At 39.2% G+C, this 19,604-nt stretch carries 17 protein-coding genes and 1 tRNA gene; 2 read left to right on the top strand and 16 right to left on the bottom strand.

What is annotated here, in order from left to right:
• The first annotated feature begins 85 nt into the window (after positions 1-85).
• The gene (locus DC53_RS22395; RefSeq protein ID WP_033029023.1) at positions 86-385 is read left to right on the top strand and encodes a hypothetical protein; all 300 of its coding nucleotides are present in this window, start codon (positions 86-88) and stop codon (positions 383-385) included.
• Between the two features lie 415 nt (positions 386-800).
• Here the strand turns inward: DC53_RS22395 and DC53_RS13115 are convergent.
• From DC53_RS13115 to rppH, 11 genes are all read right to left on the bottom strand, one after another.
• Positions 801-875 (bottom strand) — tRNA-Arg (locus DC53_RS13115).
• Positions 876-946: 71 nt separating this feature from the next.
• Positions 947-1,618: a FlgO family outer membrane protein gene (locus DC53_RS13120; protein ID WP_007377505.1), complete on the bottom strand. Its 672-nt coding sequence runs from the start codon at positions 1,616-1,618 to the stop codon at positions 947-949.
• A 7-nt stretch (positions 1,619-1,625) separates the two neighbouring features.
• Entirely contained in the window at positions 1,626-2,321 is a 696-nt protein-coding gene (locus tag DC53_RS13125) for a FlgO family outer membrane protein (RefSeq protein ID WP_007377506.1), read from the bottom strand.
• A 13-nt stretch (positions 2,322-2,334) separates the two neighbouring features.
• Entirely contained in the window at positions 2,335-2,928 is a 594-nt protein-coding gene (locus tag DC53_RS13130; RefSeq protein WP_007377507.1) for a FlgO family outer membrane protein, read from the bottom strand.
• Between the two features lie 139 nt (positions 2,929-3,067).
• Positions 3,068-3,745, bottom strand: a complete 678-nt coding sequence (locus DC53_RS13135) for an SPOR domain-containing protein (protein ID WP_033029020.1) — start codon at positions 3,743-3,745, stop codon at positions 3,068-3,070.
• Positions 3,746-4,296: 551 nt separating this feature from the next.
• Positions 4,297-5,175: a UTP--glucose-1-phosphate uridylyltransferase GalU gene (galU, locus tag DC53_RS13140; RefSeq protein ID WP_033029018.1), complete on the bottom strand. Its 879-nt coding sequence runs from the start codon at positions 5,173-5,175 to the stop codon at positions 4,297-4,299.
• A 21-nt stretch (positions 5,176-5,196) separates the two neighbouring features.
• Positions 5,197-6,048, bottom strand: a complete 852-nt coding sequence (locus DC53_RS13145; protein WP_007377511.1) for a thymidylate synthase — start codon at positions 6,046-6,048, stop codon at positions 5,197-5,199.
• Positions 6,049-6,058: 10 nt separating this feature from the next.
• Positions 6,059-6,862: a prolipoprotein diacylglyceryl transferase gene (lgt, locus tag DC53_RS13150; protein ID WP_007377512.1), complete on the bottom strand. Its 804-nt coding sequence runs from the start codon at positions 6,860-6,862 to the stop codon at positions 6,059-6,061.
• A gap of 12 nt (positions 6,863-6,874) precedes the next feature.
• The gene (locus DC53_RS13155; protein ID WP_033029013.1) at positions 6,875-7,684 is read right to left on the bottom strand and encodes a sulfite exporter TauE/SafE family protein; all 810 of its coding nucleotides are present in this window, start codon (positions 7,682-7,684) and stop codon (positions 6,875-6,877) included.
• Positions 7,685-7,774: 90 nt separating this feature from the next.
• Complete coding sequence (ptsP, locus tag DC53_RS13160; RefSeq protein WP_007377514.1) at positions 7,775-10,039, bottom strand: phosphoenolpyruvate--protein phosphotransferase; 2,265 nt, start codon at positions 10,037-10,039, stop codon at positions 7,775-7,777.
• A gap of 30 nt (positions 10,040-10,069) precedes the next feature.
• Complete coding sequence (gene rppH, locus DC53_RS13165; protein WP_033029011.1) at positions 10,070-10,588, bottom strand: RNA pyrophosphohydrolase; 519 nt, start codon at positions 10,586-10,588, stop codon at positions 10,070-10,072.
• A 426-nt stretch (positions 10,589-11,014) separates the two neighbouring features.
• Between rppH and mutH the strand changes: the two genes are divergently transcribed.
• Positions 11,015-11,686 (top strand): DNA mismatch repair endonuclease MutH, encoded by a 672-nt coding sequence (gene mutH / locus DC53_RS13170; RefSeq protein ID WP_007377516.1) that lies wholly within the window; start codon positions 11,015-11,017, stop codon positions 11,684-11,686.
• Between the two features lie 199 nt (positions 11,687-11,885).
• On the opposite strand, the gene eno is transcribed toward mutH, so the two are convergent.
• The 5 genes from eno to rlmD all read right to left on the bottom strand — a co-directional run bounded on the left by eno (position 11,886) and on the right by rlmD (position 19,537).
• Positions 11,886-13,184 carry a phosphopyruvate hydratase gene (gene eno / locus DC53_RS13175; protein WP_033029005.1) on the bottom strand — a complete coding sequence of 433 codons (1,299 nt, stop codon included), beginning with the start codon at positions 13,182-13,184 and terminating at the stop codon, positions 11,886-11,888.
• A 276-nt stretch (positions 13,185-13,460) separates the two neighbouring features.
• Positions 13,461-15,095 carry a CTP synthase gene (gene pyrG, locus DC53_RS13180; RefSeq protein ID WP_033015319.1) on the bottom strand — a complete coding sequence of 545 codons (1,635 nt, stop codon included), beginning with the start codon at positions 15,093-15,095 and terminating at the stop codon, positions 13,461-13,463.
• 154 nt (positions 15,096-15,249) lie between these two features.
• Positions 15,250-16,044, bottom strand: a complete 795-nt coding sequence (mazG, locus tag DC53_RS13185; RefSeq protein WP_033028999.1) for a nucleoside triphosphate pyrophosphohydrolase — start codon at positions 16,042-16,044, stop codon at positions 15,250-15,252.
• 2 nt (positions 16,045-16,046) lie between these two features.
• Positions 16,047-18,203 carry a GTP diphosphokinase gene (relA, locus tag DC53_RS13190; protein ID WP_008134814.1) on the bottom strand — a complete coding sequence of 719 codons (2,157 nt, stop codon included), beginning with the start codon at positions 18,201-18,203 and terminating at the stop codon, positions 16,047-16,049.
• 8 nt (positions 18,204-18,211) lie between these two features.
• A complete protein-coding gene (gene rlmD, locus DC53_RS13195; protein ID WP_033028996.1) occupies positions 18,212-19,537 on the bottom strand; it encodes a 23S rRNA (uracil(1939)-C(5))-methyltransferase RlmD in 1,326 nt (441 codons plus the stop codon).
• Between the last annotated feature and the right edge of the window lie 67 nt (positions 19,538-19,604).

Raw genomic sequence — 19,604 nt, 5'->3', positions numbered from 1 at the left:
TTAGGCCGCATCATTATAATGCTGGTTTAGCGCCAAATGAATCTGAGGTTAGATATCAAGATTCTAAAACTGTGGCCAAAATTAGTTGACCACTACAATTTATAATCACTTGAGAGACAGTAATCATATTAAGAATGAAGCTATTGAAAAGATACTATTTGGTAGTTTTTCAAATGAGAATCGAATCAACTTTCTTTTAGCTATGGCTAAGTCAGATGAAATGTATCTTTATTATAAAGATATGAAAAAAGTACACATGGCTCCTGACGAAGATGTAGAAGGAATAATCCCTGACGAAATAGCTCTTTTTGAGAAAAAAATTAATGACCTTATGTTCAAGGGTAAAAGCTTAGATTCAAGTATTTATTTAAAAAACAAGACTTAAAAAAACATATTAAATTATGTAGTGTAACTTCTAGGTATGAACTCAATGACGATGATCATCAGGGGAATTGTCAAGTAAAGATATACTTCCCAGAGTTTGATAAGGATAGTGAATTACTTATGGAAGTAGAAAGCTTAAATATTCAAAAAAAGTTACCGGCTGAGTTAAAGTCAGATATAAAGTTACAGATACTAAAGTTTTTAGAATCGAAAAAAATGGAGCTATTTAAAAAGCACAAAACTTAGATTGCGACTGAAAAATTGACTAAAAGAAAGAGTCATTCATTTAAATTTGACTCTTTAAATACAGAGATAACTATTAGTTCAAAATTATTAAACTAAATTTAATTTGCTACATATGTGCTACACAGAAAGTAAAAGTAGCGACAAGATACATCATAACTCATTGATTTAATTGGTAGCCCCTGCAAGAATCGAACTTGCAACTGCCCCTTAGGAGGGGGCCGTTATATCCATTTAACTAAGAGGCCACAAATAAGCGTGTGCTTAGAGGTGTGAATTATAACGGTATCTGGTTTTTTATATCAAGCGACAACTGAACTTAATTGCTTGATAAGTATATATCTTCTTTATTTAGTACGTATAACGGTATTAATTTTCGGCTAGTGGCAACAACTTGCTTGGTGTCTATGTTAATAACACGCGCATTGACCGCAACCCCATTACGTCGATAAATTAAAGTACCTGCAAGTACGTGGCTGGCCATTTGGTCTTCATTAAGTTTTGCTATATCACGCGATAAAACAAAGTCGCCACGGCTATTTACGTCTATGGTTTCTGTGGTTTTAAAATCAACAACACCATAACCAAATTTTTGTAATTGATGGATTAAGGTTTCAGATATTTGATTTCCAAGCTGATTTGTGTTGTTTAGTGTGGCATCTAAATTAACTAAGGTTGTAACCGCAATATTTAAATGCGCATTAGTATCATTACCTGATTCGAGGGTGTCGACTAGATCGAGGGCCATTTGCTCTACATAATTAACCAATGTTTGATGGTGGTTAAGGGGCATAAATTGTTGTGATGAATCGTATTCGTCATGTACATCTACTTTAGCCGACGACAGCATTTCCGGTGTTTGCTCATGCTGTGTGTTTACATCTACGCGGGTATTTGTGTTTTGTTGCTGTTGAGTAATATGTGTCATAGAACACCCAGCCAATGCTAGCATGCTAAAAGCGCTAAGCACGCTGTTTAATGTATAACGCATAATCACCTCACTCATCCGCTTGCTTAAGCATTATGCCATCAGTTCGGTAGCTGCTGTTAAGCGCATCAACAACTGACTGAGGAATAAAGCCTTGTGCACTGCCTACAACCGCTTTACTTTTCAAACCAACAATACGAGCATTTACTAATACCCCCCCTTGGTGGCTCACTAAGGTACCGGCTAGGACGTAGTTAAAATTTTGATCTTGATTTAACTCTAAATAGTCGCGACTAAATACAAAGTCACCCGCCGGTGTTACTCGCATAAAGTCGGTTGTTTTAAAATCAATGACCGGTATACCAAAACTATGCAGTTCGTGCATAAAGCTTTCTGATATCTGATTTCCTAATAAACTGCCATCGTTGTAGTTATCATCTAAAAATACAAAGCTTGAAACAGCAAGTGGTGTTTTATCATTTACGTACTGTAAGTTTTCGACCATGTCTTGCATTATGCCACGCACGTAATGGTTAATATTTTTACGCTTGGCGGGCATTGATTTAGTGTAGTTATTTTGCTCAACCAACCCAGACTGAAAAAGTTGATTATTTACAACAGGCGACGCAACTTCGCGTTGCTCACTTACAAGCATTACAGGGCTATTGCTTTGCGGTTCTTCTACTTGTTCTGACTCCATGCCATTAAACATTTGCGAACAGCCAAATCCCAATGGCAAACATAATGTAATTAGTAGGTTTCTCATTTTGTGCTCCAAATTAGTATTCGCTGCGGTATAAAAGGCCGTCGCGCTGCTGAATTTTTTCATTTCCCCACATTACATTAATAGGGATCTCGGTACTGCCTGCTGATAAAACTTGTTTGCTGTTTATATTAACTAGTCGCGCATTTACTATATATGCATGCTGCTGACGAGTCACAGTACCGGTAACTATTAAGTCAATTTTTTGACGTTCACGTAATTTATTTAAATCGCGACTTAGTACATTATCGGCATTACTCGATAATGTTATATTATTGTCTAATCTATACTCTACCGTATGGTAACCAAGCTGGGTCATTTGGGTTAATAGACTTTCTTGGATTTGCTGGCTAAGCCCTGAAGCTTGCTCTGTCATTAACTTGGTGTCGAGCCCATCAGCAAAATAAAAGCTACTTACACCAATGCGGGAATTACGACTTAACGGCTCTTTTAAATGACTAAGCTGCACTGTTAGCGTATTTACATAATCATTAACTGTGTAAGGTGCCATAGCCGCTTTAGGAGCGTGTGTGCTTATACTTGGCGCTGGTTGCGGTATCAAACTGCAAGCGGCTAAGTTAACTAATAATAGGGGTAATAAAAGGCGCATAATTGCCATCCTCTTTCAAATATACAAAAGATAAAGCAATTATTATGCCTAAAAGATTTTTTAATTATTTTGCTAGTTAACCTACACCAATGCTTAACCTAAACCCGATTAACATGCCTACCTCAACTATTTGTTTAAACTATAGTTTAATGGGTTTATCTGTGTAACTACTTACTATGCAATCGAGTTTATAAAGTTTAAATACTTCGCAATCTGCTTTGGCGTTATTTAACTTTTGATATGAACCCAGTTTTAAGCGGTAAAATGTTTTATCGTTAATACGGATTTGCTCTACGTTAGTCTCTATTTTTTTTCTAAACAATGGAGCTGCCTGTATGTTCAGGTTTTGCCATACTTTTTTTAAGCTTGGCTCAGAGCTAACTGATGCCACTTGTAATGAAAATGAATGCTTAAGCGTATTTAATTTTACAGCCCGTTTTTTACTGTAGCTATGTTTAGGCGCTTTCGAAAGCGCCTTTATGGTATGAGCAGCTGTAGGATTGCGTGTATCAGCACGAGTATAACGTTGGTTGGATTGCGTTATCGCTTTAGTGTTAATAATGTCGATATGGTCAACTAAATAAGTGATCTCTTTTTCGAGCCTTAAAATACGCTCAAGGCCCGCTCTAGCTTGTTGCCATTGCATTGCTGCATCTTTTAACTGAGCAAGCTCTAAGGCTGTGATTGACACATATTCTGGTAAATTACTTGGTTTTTCTAACTGGTTTACTTCTGACGTAGAAGCACAGGCAGTACAAAATACAAACGTTAAAAGACTCAGAATTATATTTTTATTATTATTTTTATGTTTAAACATGTATTCGTTATCCTGAAAGCAGTGTAATTACACTTACATTTCAGCTAAACATTCTTATAAATTATACCAATTCGCTTGATTAAACATTATTGCAAGTTGGTACTAAGCGTTTAACTTTAAATAGGCCATGGGAACAACTCATTTCAGCTTTAATTGTGTTTTAAAAAACAATTAATGCGGGTCCCTTTATCCTTAAGAAAACATTTAATACAAATTTAGTGCCAGTTAACAAAAAAACAACAATATAACTTAAAAACCGCGCATTTAAACATATTCAATCCTTAAAATAACAACAGCTTTTGAGTTACTGTATTTTTAGATACTACGTTTGCAACAGTGTATTTAACCCAAAATTTCGATAATAACTTCATCCCCAAAAGCTATTGACGCGTAAATTCGCCTTGTTTTCACTGAAAACCTCTGGCTAGAGAAAATAAATTTAAATATCACCATAATTCAATATGTTAGTATATCTCTTAACCAGAGCTCTGGTTAAACATTAAAAAAGGCGCCATGTTGGCGCCTTTTTATTATTAACGTTATCTTTTAAATTAAATCAACGCTTTAATAAATGCTTTTAATTCATCTGCAAATTCATCACGGCGTAGTGCAAATTCAATAGTTGCTTTTAAATAACCAACTTTACTTCCACAATCGTGGCTACGGCCTTTTATAGCGTATGCATCTACTTTTTCGTGTTCCATTAGCATCGCAATTGCATCTGTTAATTGAATCTCATCGCCTGCCCCTTGCGGAGTTTTTGCAAGTAAAGGCCATATGTTTTCACTTAACACGTAACGACCCACTACCGCTAAGTTTGATGGTGCTTCATCTACAGGTGGTTTTTCTACCATATTTATAATTGGCGAGCTTTCGCCCTGTTTTAACTCAACGTCACCTAAATCAACTACACCAAATTGGTTTACTTGTGCCATTGGTACTGGCTCTACCATAATTTGGCTGTGCTTGGTTTCGTTAAAGTGTGCGATCATTTCTGCTAAGTTATCTTTTTTAAGATCGCTCTCTACATCATCAATAATTACGTCTGGTAAAATAACTACAAATGGTTCGTTACCAATAATCGGTGCCGCGCAGCTAATAGCATGCCCTAGGCCTTTGGCTTCACCTTGGCGTACGTGAATAATGGTTACGTCTTTAGGGCAAATAGCTTGCACTTCGGCAAGTAATTGCCGCTTAACACGCTTCTCTAAAGTAGCTTCTAGTTCAAAACTGGTGTCAAAGTGATTTTCGATTGAGTTTTTACTTGAATGCGTTACAAGCACTATCTCTTTAATACCGGCAGCAACTGCTTCATTAACTACGTATTGAATTAAAGGACGGTCTACCACTGGCAGCATTTCTTTAGGAATTGCTTTTGTTGCTGGTAACATCCGAGTACCAAGGCCCGCTACGGGGATCACTGCTTTCATTATGTTTTCCTTAATCTTTTATTATACTGAAAATGGATATTGAATCGCTTCGTGGCATTGATAGCCTGTTACTTCGAAATCGTCTCGTGTTACCCACGTTTCTATGTCTTCTAACGATTTAATTTTTGGATTAATTTTTAATTGAGGCGATGCAAATGGCTGACGTGTTAACTGCACATCTCGCATCAACTCAAGTTGGTTTTCATAAATGTGTGCATTGGCAATTTTATGGTATGCCTTACCCGCTTTATGGCCAGTAATTTGAGCTACTAACGCCAATAATACAAAGCATTGTATTTGATTAAAGTTCAAGCCAAGCGGCACATCACAGCTGCGCTGATAAGACGTTAAATATAAGGTATCGCCAAGCAACGAAAAGGTGTGCGTATGCATACACGGGCGCAAACAACCAAGCTCAAATTCGCCTGGGTTATAAAACGTGATTATCTCACCACGGTCATCAATGCCATTTTTTAAGTTATTAATAACTTTAGCGAGCTGATCAAGTGTTGAACCATCTGGGCGTTGCCAACCACGCCCTTGTACGCCGTAAACGCGTCCCATGTCGTCCTCACCTTTACGGTTAGGATTATTAAGCCATGCGTTATTATCGTTCGCATTAGCATCCCATGTTTTACAGCCAATATCACGAAACTGCCCAGCACTGTCGTAACCACGTAAGTAACCTAGTAATTCAGCAATCGCTGCTTTGTAGTAACTTTTTCGTGTGGTGATCATCGGAAACTGATTATTAGCTACATCGTATTCTAAATCAGCATTAATTACAGTTAAACAACGCGTGCCTGTACGTTTGTTTTCTACCCACTGCCCTTCGTCAACAATACGCTGACATAACTTTAAATATTGTTTCATGTTTTTTGTATTATGCCTTAGCTGTTGTAACGTGTTGTGGTTGCTTATAAGCCCAAATTAATAACCCTAATCCGCCTACTATCATAGGAAGCGAAAGTATTTGCCCCATTGAAATAAAGTCGGCAAATAAACCGAGTTGTGCATCTGGTTGGCGGAAGTATTCAATACAGAACCTAAACACGCCATAACCTAATAAAAACACACCGGCAACGCTGCCTGCCGGACGAGGCTTTTTAATAAACCATTGCAAGATTAAAAAAAGCACTAAGCCTTCAAAAAATGCTTCGTATAATTGCGATGGGTGACGCGCAAGCGGCCCGCCCGTTGGAAATACCATTGCCCATGGCACGTCGGTAACTCGGCCCCATAACTCACCGTTTATAAAGTTACCAATACGTCCGGCTAAAAGCCCTACAGGAACCAATGGTGCAACAAAGTCGCCTACTTGAAGAAGCGATTTTTTGCGCGTCCACGAAAAAATTGCGACGGCGGTTATAACGCCAAGTGTTCCACCATGAAACGACATGCCGCCCTGATCTATTCTAAATAAATACAGTGGGTTTTCTATAAAGTAACTAAACTGGTAAAACAATACGTAGCCAATACGCCCGCCTAGTATTACCCCTAACATGCCGTAAAACAGTAAATCGCTAACTTGATCTTTAGTCCAACCAGAGTTTGGTTTTGACGCTTGACGATTTGCAAACCACATCGCAAATGCAAAACCTATTAAATACATTAAGCCGTACCAACGTACGCTAAGTGGCCCAACTGAAAAAATTATTGGATCGATTTGAGGAAACTCAAGTGCCATAAAAATAAACCTTTAGCTAAAAACCATTTTAATTGCGATAACTACAAGCAGCACCGCGAAAACTTTCTTAATTGTATTAACAGGTAAATAATGAGTTGCTTTAGCACCAATAGGTGCAACAAACCACGACGTTAATACAATACCAAATAACGCAGGAAGATACACAAATCCTGCAAAACCATGTTCTAAATCAGTCACGTGCCAGCCGGCACTGACATAGCCAACAGAGCCAAATAATGCAATAACAATTCCGCAGGCTGCGGCACAACCAATTGCTTTTTTTATATCAACCGAAAAATAATTAAGCATAGGGACTATTAATGCGCCGCCACCAATACCTATTAAACCTGATAACCCGCCCATTATTGCCGAAATCCCGCCTAAAATAGGACCTGCTGGTAACGGTTTTTCTGACATTGGTTTATTACGAGTTGAGAGCACCATTCTCCCTGCTATAAATACAACACTTACAGAAAACACAGTGCGCAATATTTGCTCTGGAATAAGGCTAGCTGCAAAGCCGCTAATAAGCGCGCCTAAAGCCACACCCGACATAACCCAAGGCGCAATTGCCCAAGGCACATTATCATTTTTATGATGAGCCAACGCTGAAGAGGTGGAGGTAAATAAAATAGAAGCAAGTGACGTTGCAATAGCAATCACTAATACATGATCTGCTGAGGTTACATTAAATGACAGCAGTAACGCACTGAGTACAGGGACAATAATTAAACCGCCGCCAATGCCTAGTAAACCCGCTAAAAACCCGACAATACAGCCTAGTAGTGCGCAGCTTGCGACTAACAAACCTAAGTCATACATAGTAATCTCAAATACCCTTTGGAGACTTATATATTAAAGGATTATAAAACTAATAGCATCTTCGTATTTAAATTAATTCGACGCACTTAGTTATTTTGGCGTGTAAAACAAGTCACCTAAGTGATGTTCTAACATAAAATTACGTGTTAAACGCAGTACTTGCTTTGCAGTCGACTGCGCCAAACATGCAGTTAGTAATTGTTCCATATCACTTACACTTAAACGTCTAAGTACCCACTTAACTTTATTAAGTGATGATAGATTCATGCTTAAACGTCTGTATCCCATAGCAATAAGGAGTATTGCACCTTCAGGATCGCCGCCTAACTCTCCACATAAACTAAAAGGTAACTCATACTGTTCGCACTCGCAGGCTATTTTATTAAGCACTCTAAGTACGCCAGGGTGATAGGGATTAAACAACTCAGCAACTCGGGCATTTGCTCTATCTACCGCTAATAAATACTGCGTTAAATCGTTACTGCCTACGGAGCAAAAATCAACTTTTTTAGACCACTCTGGCAGCATAAATACGCTTGATGGCACTTCAAGCATAATACCTATATCGGGTCTTTCTATTTGTTGTTCTGGGTATTTTTCACTTAGCTCAAAATAAGCCTGCTCAAACAATGCGAGTGACTCGTCTACTTCTTCGGTTCCGCTGATCATTGGCAGCATTATTTTTAAATTACCTAAACCTATATTGGCTTTAAGCATGGCTTTGAGTTGATCTAAAAACAATTCAGGGTGATCAAGGCTGATACGAATACCACGCCAACCTAAAAATGGGTTTTCTTCGGTTATGTTAAAGTAATCAAGAACCTTATCGCCACCTATGTCTAATGTTCGCATAACCACAGGATTGGGATGATAGCTAGTTAGTACTTCTCGATACCAATTTTCTTGCTCTGATTGCGAAGGAAACTGACCTTTTTGCATAAACCACGCTTCGGTTCGATAAAGCCCTACACCGTCACAAATATGTGAACTACTTTGCTCGGTATTAAGCTCAAGGCCTGCGTTCAATAATAAGCTAACATGCTCACCGTCAAGCGTAATTGATTCTGAGTCTTGCTCTGCTAAAAAGCGATTATTAAGTAGATTATCTTGATGCTGTAATTCGGTGTATTCATCCATTAACATTTGCGATGGCGATATGTATAAACGCCCTGCAAATGCATCTAAAATCATTGATTTACCGTCAAACTGCAATAAAGGTAAATCCTCTATACCCCAAATAGCAGGAATACCCATTGCACGCGTTAATATAGACGCGTGACTATTTGCTGAGCCATTTACACTAACGACACCGGTTAAATGCCCTTTTGGTACTTCTGCAAGCATTGCTGGTGTTAACGTATTGGCAATCAAAATTGTATTGGGAGGGTAATTTTTAACAGCATGTTCGGTATTTACAAGATGATGCAGTACCCGCAAGCCAATGTCTTTAACATCAACGGCGCGCTCTTTTATGTAAGGGTCTTGCATGGCATTAAATTGAGATATTAAACGCTCTATTACAATTTTTAATGCACTTTTAGCACACCAGCCTTCTTGTAATTGCATTTCTACATTGTGGCCTAAACTTTTTGCATCAAGCAGCTGTTGGTAAACATCAAATACAGCAAGAGCTTCGTGCGGAATAGAATCACTTAGCGTCATCGAAAGGGTACTAAATTCTTTACGCGTTGCAGCTACGGCTTGTGTAAACAAACGGCGTTGCTCTGTTGTATCATGATCTTTTTTGAGTTCAATCGATTTAAAATCAAGTTTAGGCAAAAGTACAAATGCCTGTCCAATACCGATACCCGGCGCACTCGATACGCCTTTTAATACCGATGTTTGATGAGATGATTCATCTTGGCGCAAAACTTCTTTAATTTCGGCATGTGCTAACTGTGAAGCCAGTTGAGCAGAAAGCGTAATTAAAAATGACTCTTCATCTTGGCTAAATACACGCGCCATTTTTTGTTGAACGACAATAACACCCAATACTTTTTTTTGATGAACAACGGGTACAGATAAAAAAGCGTTGTAGCCTTCTTCATTTACTTCAGGGGAGAGCTTAAAACGCGGATGCGATTTAGCAAATGCAATATTAATAGGTTCTTCGCGTTGCGCTACTAGGCCAACTAAACCTTCGGTAAAACCAATTCTAAACTTACCTACCGCATCGGGGTTTAGTCCTTCGGTTGCCATAAGTACAAAATTGTCTTGGCTGTAATCTGCAAAATAAATGGAGCAGCACTGGGTTTTCATGGCATCTTTCACCATTTGCACAAAGCACACTAATGCGCTGTCTAAATTCGCTTGCCGCGATACAGACTCCGCAATAGATCTCAGTGTAGCCAGCATACCCTGCTCCTTTATTGTATCGAGAAATTACTACCTTTTACTTCGCCAATGATCTTTCTGTTGTTCTCTCTTATTAAAAGGCATGGCGAAAGGAGCAAACTCTTTCATTACTCGTCGATAAACATCCCGTTTAAACGATACAACCTGTCTTACAGGATACCAATAACTTACCCAGCGCCAATCATCAAATTCAGGATGATGGGTTTTAAGTAAATTTACATCTTCGTCTTTACAGCGTAATTTTAGTAAAAACCATTTTTGTTTTTGCCCAATACACACCGGACTAGAGTCTCGGCGGATTAATCGTTTGGGTAATTTATAGCGTAACCAATGTTTTGAACTTGCGACTATTTCTACATCTTCTGGTCGCAGCCCTACTTCTTCGTGTAACTCGCGGTACATGGTTTGTTCTGCTGTCTCACCATCATCAACACCACCTTGGGGAAATTGCCAAGAATGTTGACCATAGCGTCTGGCCCAAAACACCTGTCCCTGATTATTGCAAATTACAATTCCGACATTGGCACGAAAACCTTCGGCATCAATCACCTTAGTGCCTCATTTGTAAGTCGATTTTTTATGATTGTTCCACATAACCCGCAATACGGCAAATACTATTACGAGTTTTACTCTGCTTACCCACAGCTTGTGCATAACTTTTGTAAAACACGCTCATTTTGCAAACAAATCCACAATATGAGATCTAAAAACTGACTTTCTCCACAGAATCTGTGGATAAACTTGTTCATACATCTGTATTTATCCCTGCAACTCTAATCTCACTTAATTAAAGCTGAACTATAAAACACAAAATTACAAAGCAGTTCAGTTACTTAAGTTAATTCGCTCACTTTTTAGCGTGTGTAAAATTACAGCAAACACCTCATGTACAAAAAACACACAAACGCAAAGATATCCACGGCTTAGCTGATTTGCTATCATGACAAGGGTATTTATTCAACTCAAATTAGTGATATGCGACCAACAAAACCACATTCAATTAATGACCTAATAAAGCGGGTTGATAATATTGCAGGCCTGACACTTGGCCAATTAGCCAATGAGTATAACTTTAAAACGCCTGACGATTTACTGCGAGAAAAAGGCTGGACGGGACAATTAATAGAATACGTTTTAGGTGCAACTGCAGGCTCTAAACCACTACCCGATTTTGAAGATTTAGGCATAGAGCTAAAAACACTCCCTATTTCTTATAAAGGGAAACCACTGGAAACAACATTTGTATCTGTAACGCCACTAATGAACGTGACGGGGATGACGTGGCATACCAGCAGCGTTCGCAAAAAGCTTAATCACGTTTTATGGCTACCTATTTTAAGCGAGCGTGATATTGCTCCATTTGATAGAACAATCGGCAGTGGCTTTTTATGGCAACCCACACCTGAGCAGGACGCTTTATTACAGCGCGACTGGGAAGAGCAAATGGAGTTAATTGCACTTGGCCGAATTGACGAAATATCGGGCCATTTAGGCGATGCAATGCAAATACGCCCAAAAGCGGCCCATAGCAAAATAGTCACTGATGCCATTGGCCCTAATGGGCAAATAATAAAAACCCTGCCCCGTGGCTTTTATCTAAAAACCAGTTTTACTGGCGAGATTTTAAAACAGCAATTTCAGCTTTGAGTGCTCTGTAAAGTAGTAAGATTTAAACAAAGAGTTATTATTTGTGAATCTTCCTTTTAGCACTGCGTGCGCGTCAGCAAGCTTAACGCCTACAACTTATTTTCATCTCTTTGAATAAAAGTAGCAGGCATAAAAAATCCCCGCTTGTGCGAGGATTTTATCATCTAAAATTAAAAATTAGATTCTATATAAAATAGAATTACTGACCTTTAACTTCTTTAAGACCGTTGTACGGTGCTTTATCGCCTAATTGCTCTTCAATACGTAGCAATTGGTTGTACTTTGCAACACGGTCAGAACGGCTCAATGAACCTGTTTTAATTTGACCTGCAGCAGTACCCACTGCTAAATCAGCAATTGTTGAATCTTCAGTTTCACCAGAACGGTGAGAAATAACAACAGTGAAACCAGCGTCTTTAGCCATTTTAATTGCTGCTAACGTTTCAGTTAAAGAACCGATTTGGTTAAACTTAATTAAGATTGAGTTAGCAATACCGTTGTCGATACCACGTTTTAAAATCTTAGTATTTGTTACGAATAAATCATCACCTACTAATTGGATTTTATCACCCATTAGCTTAGTTTGATGTGCAAAGCCATCCCAATCAGACTCATCAAGACCATCTTCGATAGAAACGATTGGGTACTGTTCAGTAAGATCTTGTAAGAAAAAGTTAAATTCTTCAGAAGTGAATTTTTTGCCTTCACCCTCAAGGTCGTAGATGTTTGCTTCTTTGTCGTAAAACTCAGAAGCTGCACAATCCATCGCTAAAGTAATATCTTTACCTAGCTCGTAACCTGCGTTTGCGATAGCTACTTTGATTGCAGCAAGAGCCGCTTCGTTAGATGCAAGGTTAGGCGCAAAACCACCTTCATCGCCAACTGCTGTTGAATGGCCATCAGCTTTAAGTACTTTAGCAAGGCTATGAAATACTTCAGCGCCCATACGTAGACCTTCGCGGAAGTTAGTAGCGCCAACAGGTTGGATCATAAACTCTTGAATATCCACCGAGTTATCTGCATGCTCGCCACCATTGATGATGTTCATCATTGGAAGTGGCATTGAATAAACACCCGGCGTGCCGTTTAAGTCAGCAATATGTTCATAAAGCTCAACCTTTTTAGATTGTGCAGCTGCTTTTGCTGTTGCTAGTGATACAGCTAAGATTGCATTGGCACCTAATTTTTCTTTATTTTCGGTACCATCTAAATCTAGCATTACTTTATCAACAGTACCTTGCTCCAATGCATTTTGACCAGCTAAAGCGTCAGCAATTTCTTTGTTGATATAACCAACTGCTTTTAATACGCCTTTACCTAAATAACGCGTTTTGTCACCATCACGTAACTCTAATGCTTCGCGAGTACCTGTAGATGCACCAGAAGGTGCTGCAGCACGGCCCCATGAACCATCAGCTAAATGTACATCAGCTTCAACAGTTGGGTTACCACGCGAGTCCATAATTTCGCGACCTATTACTTTTACGATTTTTGACATCTTGATTCCTCTATATTCCCAAAATGGTGAGTTCGACTAACTTTACTATGTTTTATATAGTTTATACCAATTGCATTAAATTAGTGAGCTATTATAGCGCTAAGAAAATAGCTCAATAACAAGGCAGAAATTATGACATATAGTTGTTCTATATGAGTAATTTTTAACGCAGTGAGTGAGTTATTTAATGCGATACAATGCTCATGTTTTTAATAAAATTGGTATTAGTCAGCCCTTAAAACAAAAAAGCCGTGCAATATGCACGGCCTTTTTAAATTACGATGACGCTTTTTGGTGGATATGAGCGGCTGCTACAAACCCTTCAAATAGCGGGTGACCATCACGTGGGGTTGACGTGAATTCCGGGTGGAACTGCGCGGCAATAAACCAAGGGTGATCTTTATTTTCGATAATTTCTACCAGTTTTTTATCTTCTGATAAACCGGTAAAGCTTAAACCTGCTTTTTCTAATTGCTCTACAAAGTTGTTGTTAACTTCGTAGCGATGGCGATGACGCTCAACAATTTCATCACTACCGTATACTTCATGTACTTTAGAGCCTGGTGTTAAATGACATTTTTGAGCGCCTAAACGCATTGTGCCACCTAAATCAGATTCAGCATCACGCGTTTCAACATTGCCTTCTGCATCTAGCCATTCAGTAATTAAACCAACAACAGGTGCTGCAGATTTTGCATTAAACTCGGTTGAGTTTGCATCACTAAGGCCTGCAACATTTCGTGCATATTCAATAAGCGCTACTTGCATACCTAAACAAATACCTAAGTAAGGCACTTTATTTTCACGCGCATATTTAGCCGCTAATATTTTACCTTCAACACCACGACCGCCAAAGCCGCCTGGCACTAAAATAGCATCTAAATGCGAGAGTAACTCAACACCTTTACTTTCAAGATCTTGTGAATCTACGTATTCGATATTAATTGTTAAACGGTTTTTAAGGCCCGCATGCTTTAATGCTTCGTTAACCGATTTGTACGCATCTGGTAATTCAATGTATTTACCAACCATACCAATTGTCACTTCACCTGTTGGGTTAGACTCTTGATAAAGTACTTGTTCCCACTCAGCTAAATCAGCTTCTGGTGGATCTAAGTGAAAACGACGACATACAAAATTATCTAATTCTTGCGACTTTAATAATGCTGGAATTTTATAGATGCTGTCTACATCTGGCAGTGAAATAACCGCTTTTTCTTCTACGTTTGTGAATAATGAGATTTTTGCACGCTCATTATTTGGTAGTTTACGGTCAGAACGACAAATAAGAATATCTGGTTGAATACCGACTGAGCGTAACTCTTTAACAGAGTGCTGAGTTGGTTTAGTTTTCACTTCACCGGCAGGGCCTAAGAATGGCACTAACGTTAAGTGAATAAATAGCGCGCGTTCGCGACCAATTTCAGTTCCCATCTGACGAATTGCTTCAATAAACGGTTGTGATTCTATATCACCTACTGTGCCGCCAATTTCTACAATAGCAATATCATAACCTTCAGCACCGTCGTATACACGTTGCTTAATATCGTTAGTGATATGTGGAATAACCTGAATAGTTGCACCTAGGTATTCACCACGGCGCTCACGACGTAATACGTCTTCGTATACACGGCCTTGTGTGAAGTTATTACGACTAGTCATTTTGGTACGAATAAAACGCTCATAGTGACCTAAATCAAGGTCAGTTTCTGCGCCGTCTTCTGTAACGTATACTTCACCGTGTTGAATTGGGCTCATTGTGCCTGGGTCAACGTTGATGTAAGGATCCAGCTTTAAAATGGTAACATTTAAACCACGGGCTTCTAAAATAGCTGCCAACGATGCTGCTGCAATACCTTTACCCAACGAAGAAACAACTCCGCCAGTAACGAAGATAAATTTTGTACTCATGCGAACCCTAGAATATCAGGAATTAAAAGGAATATAACACCCAAAGAAGAGCCTAAGGGTATATCATCAAGACGGGGCGAAATTGTACCAAAACACGGCTTATCAATCCAGCTAAAAATAGCAAATGTGCGCACAAAAAATGTGCATAATTTAATTACAATTTTTTAATCGCATCCCATGCGCGATCCATTTCTTCAAAGGTGGCAGTATCTAAACTTTTGCCTTGTGCGTTTAAATACTCTTGGACTTTTTCAAAGCGCGTTGAAAACTTATCATTGGCACTGCGAAGAAGTTGCTCAGGGTCGCGTTTTACATGGCGTACTACATTCACGGTTGCAAAAAGTAAGTCGCCAAGTTCTTCTGCGGTATGATCCGACAAAGGGTCCTGTTCAATCGCTTCTTTTACTTCAAGCACCTCTTCGCTCACTTTATCAAGAGCACCATGATACGTTGGCCAATCAAAACCAAGAGAAGCCACGCGTTGTTGGATTTTTTTAGCTTTGCTTAAACTTGGCATATTTGCAGGAATATCTTGCCAAAAGGAAGGTGATTCGCTTTTTGCTCTGGTACTGCGTTCTTGCGCTTTTATTGCTTGCCACTGCTGCGATAATTGCTCAGCAGTGAGTACTTTTTTATCGGCAAATACATGTGGATGACGACGGATCAATTTGCTGTTTAATTGCTCAACTACATCATTAAAATCAAATAGGTTTTGCTCTTGAGCTAGTTGGGCATAAAACACGATTTGAAATAACAAATCACCGAGCTCACCTTTAAGCTCACCTAAGTTGCCTGACTCAATACAGTCAGCAACTTCGTATGCTTCTTCTAATGTATGCGGCACAATAGATTTAAAATCTTGCTTGAGATCCCACGGACAACCGCCCTTGGGATCTCGCAGTGTGTTTATTATGCTAAGAAGTTGTGTAAGCGCTGCATTATCATTCATGGTTAATGACCACGCTTGGCATCGTGTACACCTTCAATTTGGTGTAACTTAGAAAGAACACGGTTAGTACCCGATAAGTCATGTACTTCTATTTGCATTGTGAACACTGCTAACTGATTATCTTCAACTGTATTTACATTCATATTAAGTACGTTGACTTTTTCGTTAGCAAGTACTGAGCTTATATCGCGTATTAGCCCTGAACGATCGGTTGCTTCTATTTTAATACTTAGTGCATATGAACCACTAATATCGTCTGACCAACTCACTGCAATAACACGCTCTGGGTGTTGTGCCTTAAGGTGGTTAAATGAGTCACAATCTTCACGATGCACCGCAATACCACGCCCTTGCGTAATATAGCCGATAATTTCATCGCCAGGTACAGGGCGGCAACATTTTGCAACATGGCTCATTAAACTACCAACGCCATCAACTACAATGCCGTTTTTATCACCCGTTACTTTACTGGGTGCTTTAATACGAATTACCGGTTCGTCTTCTGTGCGGTCGGTAACAAAATTTAGCATTTGATTGAGGCGTACATCACCCGCACCAATGGCAACCATTAAATCGTCAAGCTCTTTAAAGTTAAACCGCTTTATTGCCGGCTCTAGAGCTTTATAGCTTAAACCTAATTTTTGCAGTTCATTATCAAGTATTTCTTTACCAGCACTTAAGTTTTTGTCGCGATCAAGTTGCTTAAACCAATGATGTATTTTAGCTCTTGCACGCGATGACTTAATGTAACCTAGTGACGGGTTTAACCAATCTCTACTCGGATTAGGTTGCTTTTGTGTCAGTATTTCTACTTGATCCCCCGTTGTAAGTTGATGCGTAAACGGCACTATTTTGCCAAATACTTTTGCACCAATACAGCGGTGGCCAACGTTCGAATGAATATAATAAGCAAAATCAAGCGGTGTAGCGCCAAGTGGCAAATCAATAATATCGCCACTGGGTGTAAATATGTATACGCGGTCTTCAACCACCTGATTTTTAAGCTCTTCAGCTAAATCGCCGCCATCAACTACTTCTTCTTGCCATTGCAGTAATTTACGTAGCCAGCTAATTTTTTGCTCATAACCCGAGCCGCGCCCTGGTAATGCGCCTTCTTTATATATCCAATGCGCTGCCACACCCAGCTCTGCATCTTGGTGCATATCTTGGGTACGTATTTGAATTTCTACAGTTTTACCTTCAGGGCCAAATACCACGGTATGAATAGACTGATAGCCGTTTTGTTTCGGCGTCGCGACGTAATCGTCAAACTCTTTATTAAGATGACGCCAATTGGTATGCACAATACCCAACGCACCGTAGCAGTCTTGCAAGCGCTCAACCACAATACGCATAGCACGAATATCAAACAGTTGATCAAATTCGTAGTTTTTTTGCGCCATTTTTTTATAAATACTGTAAATGTGTTTAGGTCGACCGTAAACTTCAGCCTCTATGCCTGCTTCACTCAAACGGCTTTTGACTTGCTCCACCATATCTTCCATATAAGCTTCGCGTGCTAAACGTTTATCATCGAGTTGCTTAGCAATATTTTTGTAAATATCAGGACGAAGATACCTAAACGATAAATCTTCAAGCTCCCACTTTAATTGCCCAATACCGAGTCGATTAGCTAGTGGGGCAAAAATATCGGCAGTTTCTTTTGCAGCAATAACGCGATCTTCTTCGCCAGCATCTTTTACGTTACGTAAATGGCAAACCTGCTCAGCTAACTTGATAACCACTGCACGGACATCTTCAACCATGGTTAACAGCATTTTTCGAATGTTATCGACTTGCACCGTGCCTTTGCCTTGATGCGATAAAGTGCTAATAGTCGCCATTTGCGCAACGCCTGTTAGCAGTATGGCCACATTACTGCCTAGCTGCTCTTCGATCACTTCTAAAGGCACTAAGCCATCTAAAAAATATGGGGTTAAATACGCCGTCGCTAACGATTCAGCATCAAGATTTAACTCAACTAAAATCTCAACCATTTCAATGGCTGTGTTTTGTCGACTCTGACTATTACTGTTAACACACAGTGCTTGCGCTTGATTAAGCATCTCCGCCTTTTCAGCACAAAGTTTGAGTACTTTAAGACGAGTCGCAAAATCACCTGTTTCAACTTGCTGATGTGATTGACGTGTAGCTACCATAATGCGCTTTACCTCCGTTGAAATAACGCCATAGTTTCGATATGTCCTGTATGAGGAAACATATTCATTAGCCCTATTTTATTAAGCTCAAAGCCTGCTTGCGAAATAATAGCGCTGTCACGGGCTAAAGTAACAGGGTCGCAAGAGACATATAAAATTGTTTTAAACTGCTTTAAAGGTAGTTGCTCTAAAACAGCCATTGCACCAGTACGAGATGGGTCTAACACTAATACATCTAAATCTTTACTAAACCACGGCGCATTTTGTATTTTTTGCGTTAAATCAAAGCAATAAAACTCGGCATTGGTAATAGAGTTAGTTTGCGCATTTTGAGCCGCTATTGCAACCGCTGAAGTAACACCTTCTACGCCAATAACTGTTTTTGCTTGTTTTGCCAACACGAGTGAAAAGTTACCAATGCCGCAAAATAAATCTAATACGCTTTCATCGCCATTTAAATTAAGCCAGTCTGCGGATTGCTTTAGCATAGCTTGATTAACTTGCGCGTTTACTTGGATAAAATTACCTAAACCAAATTCAAACTTAAGATCAAATTCTTTTAAATAATAATACGGCATCGCAAAGTGTGAATGTTCAATCACGTCACTTTCACTTTGCCATACAATCTCATATTTATGACTTGCAGTAGCCTGCTCGACTAATATTTTAAACTCGTCGGGGATTGTTTTTGTATGACGAATAACAACAAAGCTGTGCTCGTCGCTTTCACACAATTGCAAATGACTGATACTGTGCAGCGACTTATGTTGATTAATTAAACTATCAAAAAGTGTAAATACATCTGCGAATGCTTCACTCAATACTGCACACTGGTTAATACTAACAATATTTTTAGAACCACTCGCCCTATAACCCACGCGTATTTTTTTAGCCGCTTTATCAAACATAACAGCAATACGGGCGCTGCGCCTGTAATGCGTTGACTTGCTTAATAATGGCGCCTCCCAATTTAAGTTTTTTTGTTTGGCGAACTTTTCAAATAACTGGTTAACCGCCGTTTGTTTTTCAATGACTTGTTGGCTTGTCTCTAAATGCTGTAATTGACAGCCACCGCAGTGATTATAATGTTCACAAAAAGGGGTTACGCGTGCATCACTTGCTTTAATAATCTTTTGCGTTGCCGCGCTACTGTAGCGGGCTTTATCATCGATTATTGTTGCTTTAACTTGTTCGTTAGGTAAAGCACCACTAACAAAACACACTTTATTATTATGCTTAGCTATACCACGCCCTTGATGATCCATTGCTGTTATATCAAGTACCACTGACTTTTTTTGTAGCGGCTGTTTTTTAGCTTTAAAAATTTGTGCCATTTGGCATTACCTTAAATAATTATTGGTTAAAACAATTGATCTTCAACGATGGTAGATGCTTTGAGAA

Source organism: Pseudoalteromonas fuliginea (genome assembly GCF_000690055.1).
GTDB lineage: Bacteria > Pseudomonadota > Gammaproteobacteria > Enterobacterales > Alteromonadaceae > Pseudoalteromonas > Pseudoalteromonas fuliginea.
The sequence above is the reverse complement of the archived record's forward strand: the minus strand, read 5'-3'. Positions and strand labels throughout refer to the sequence as shown.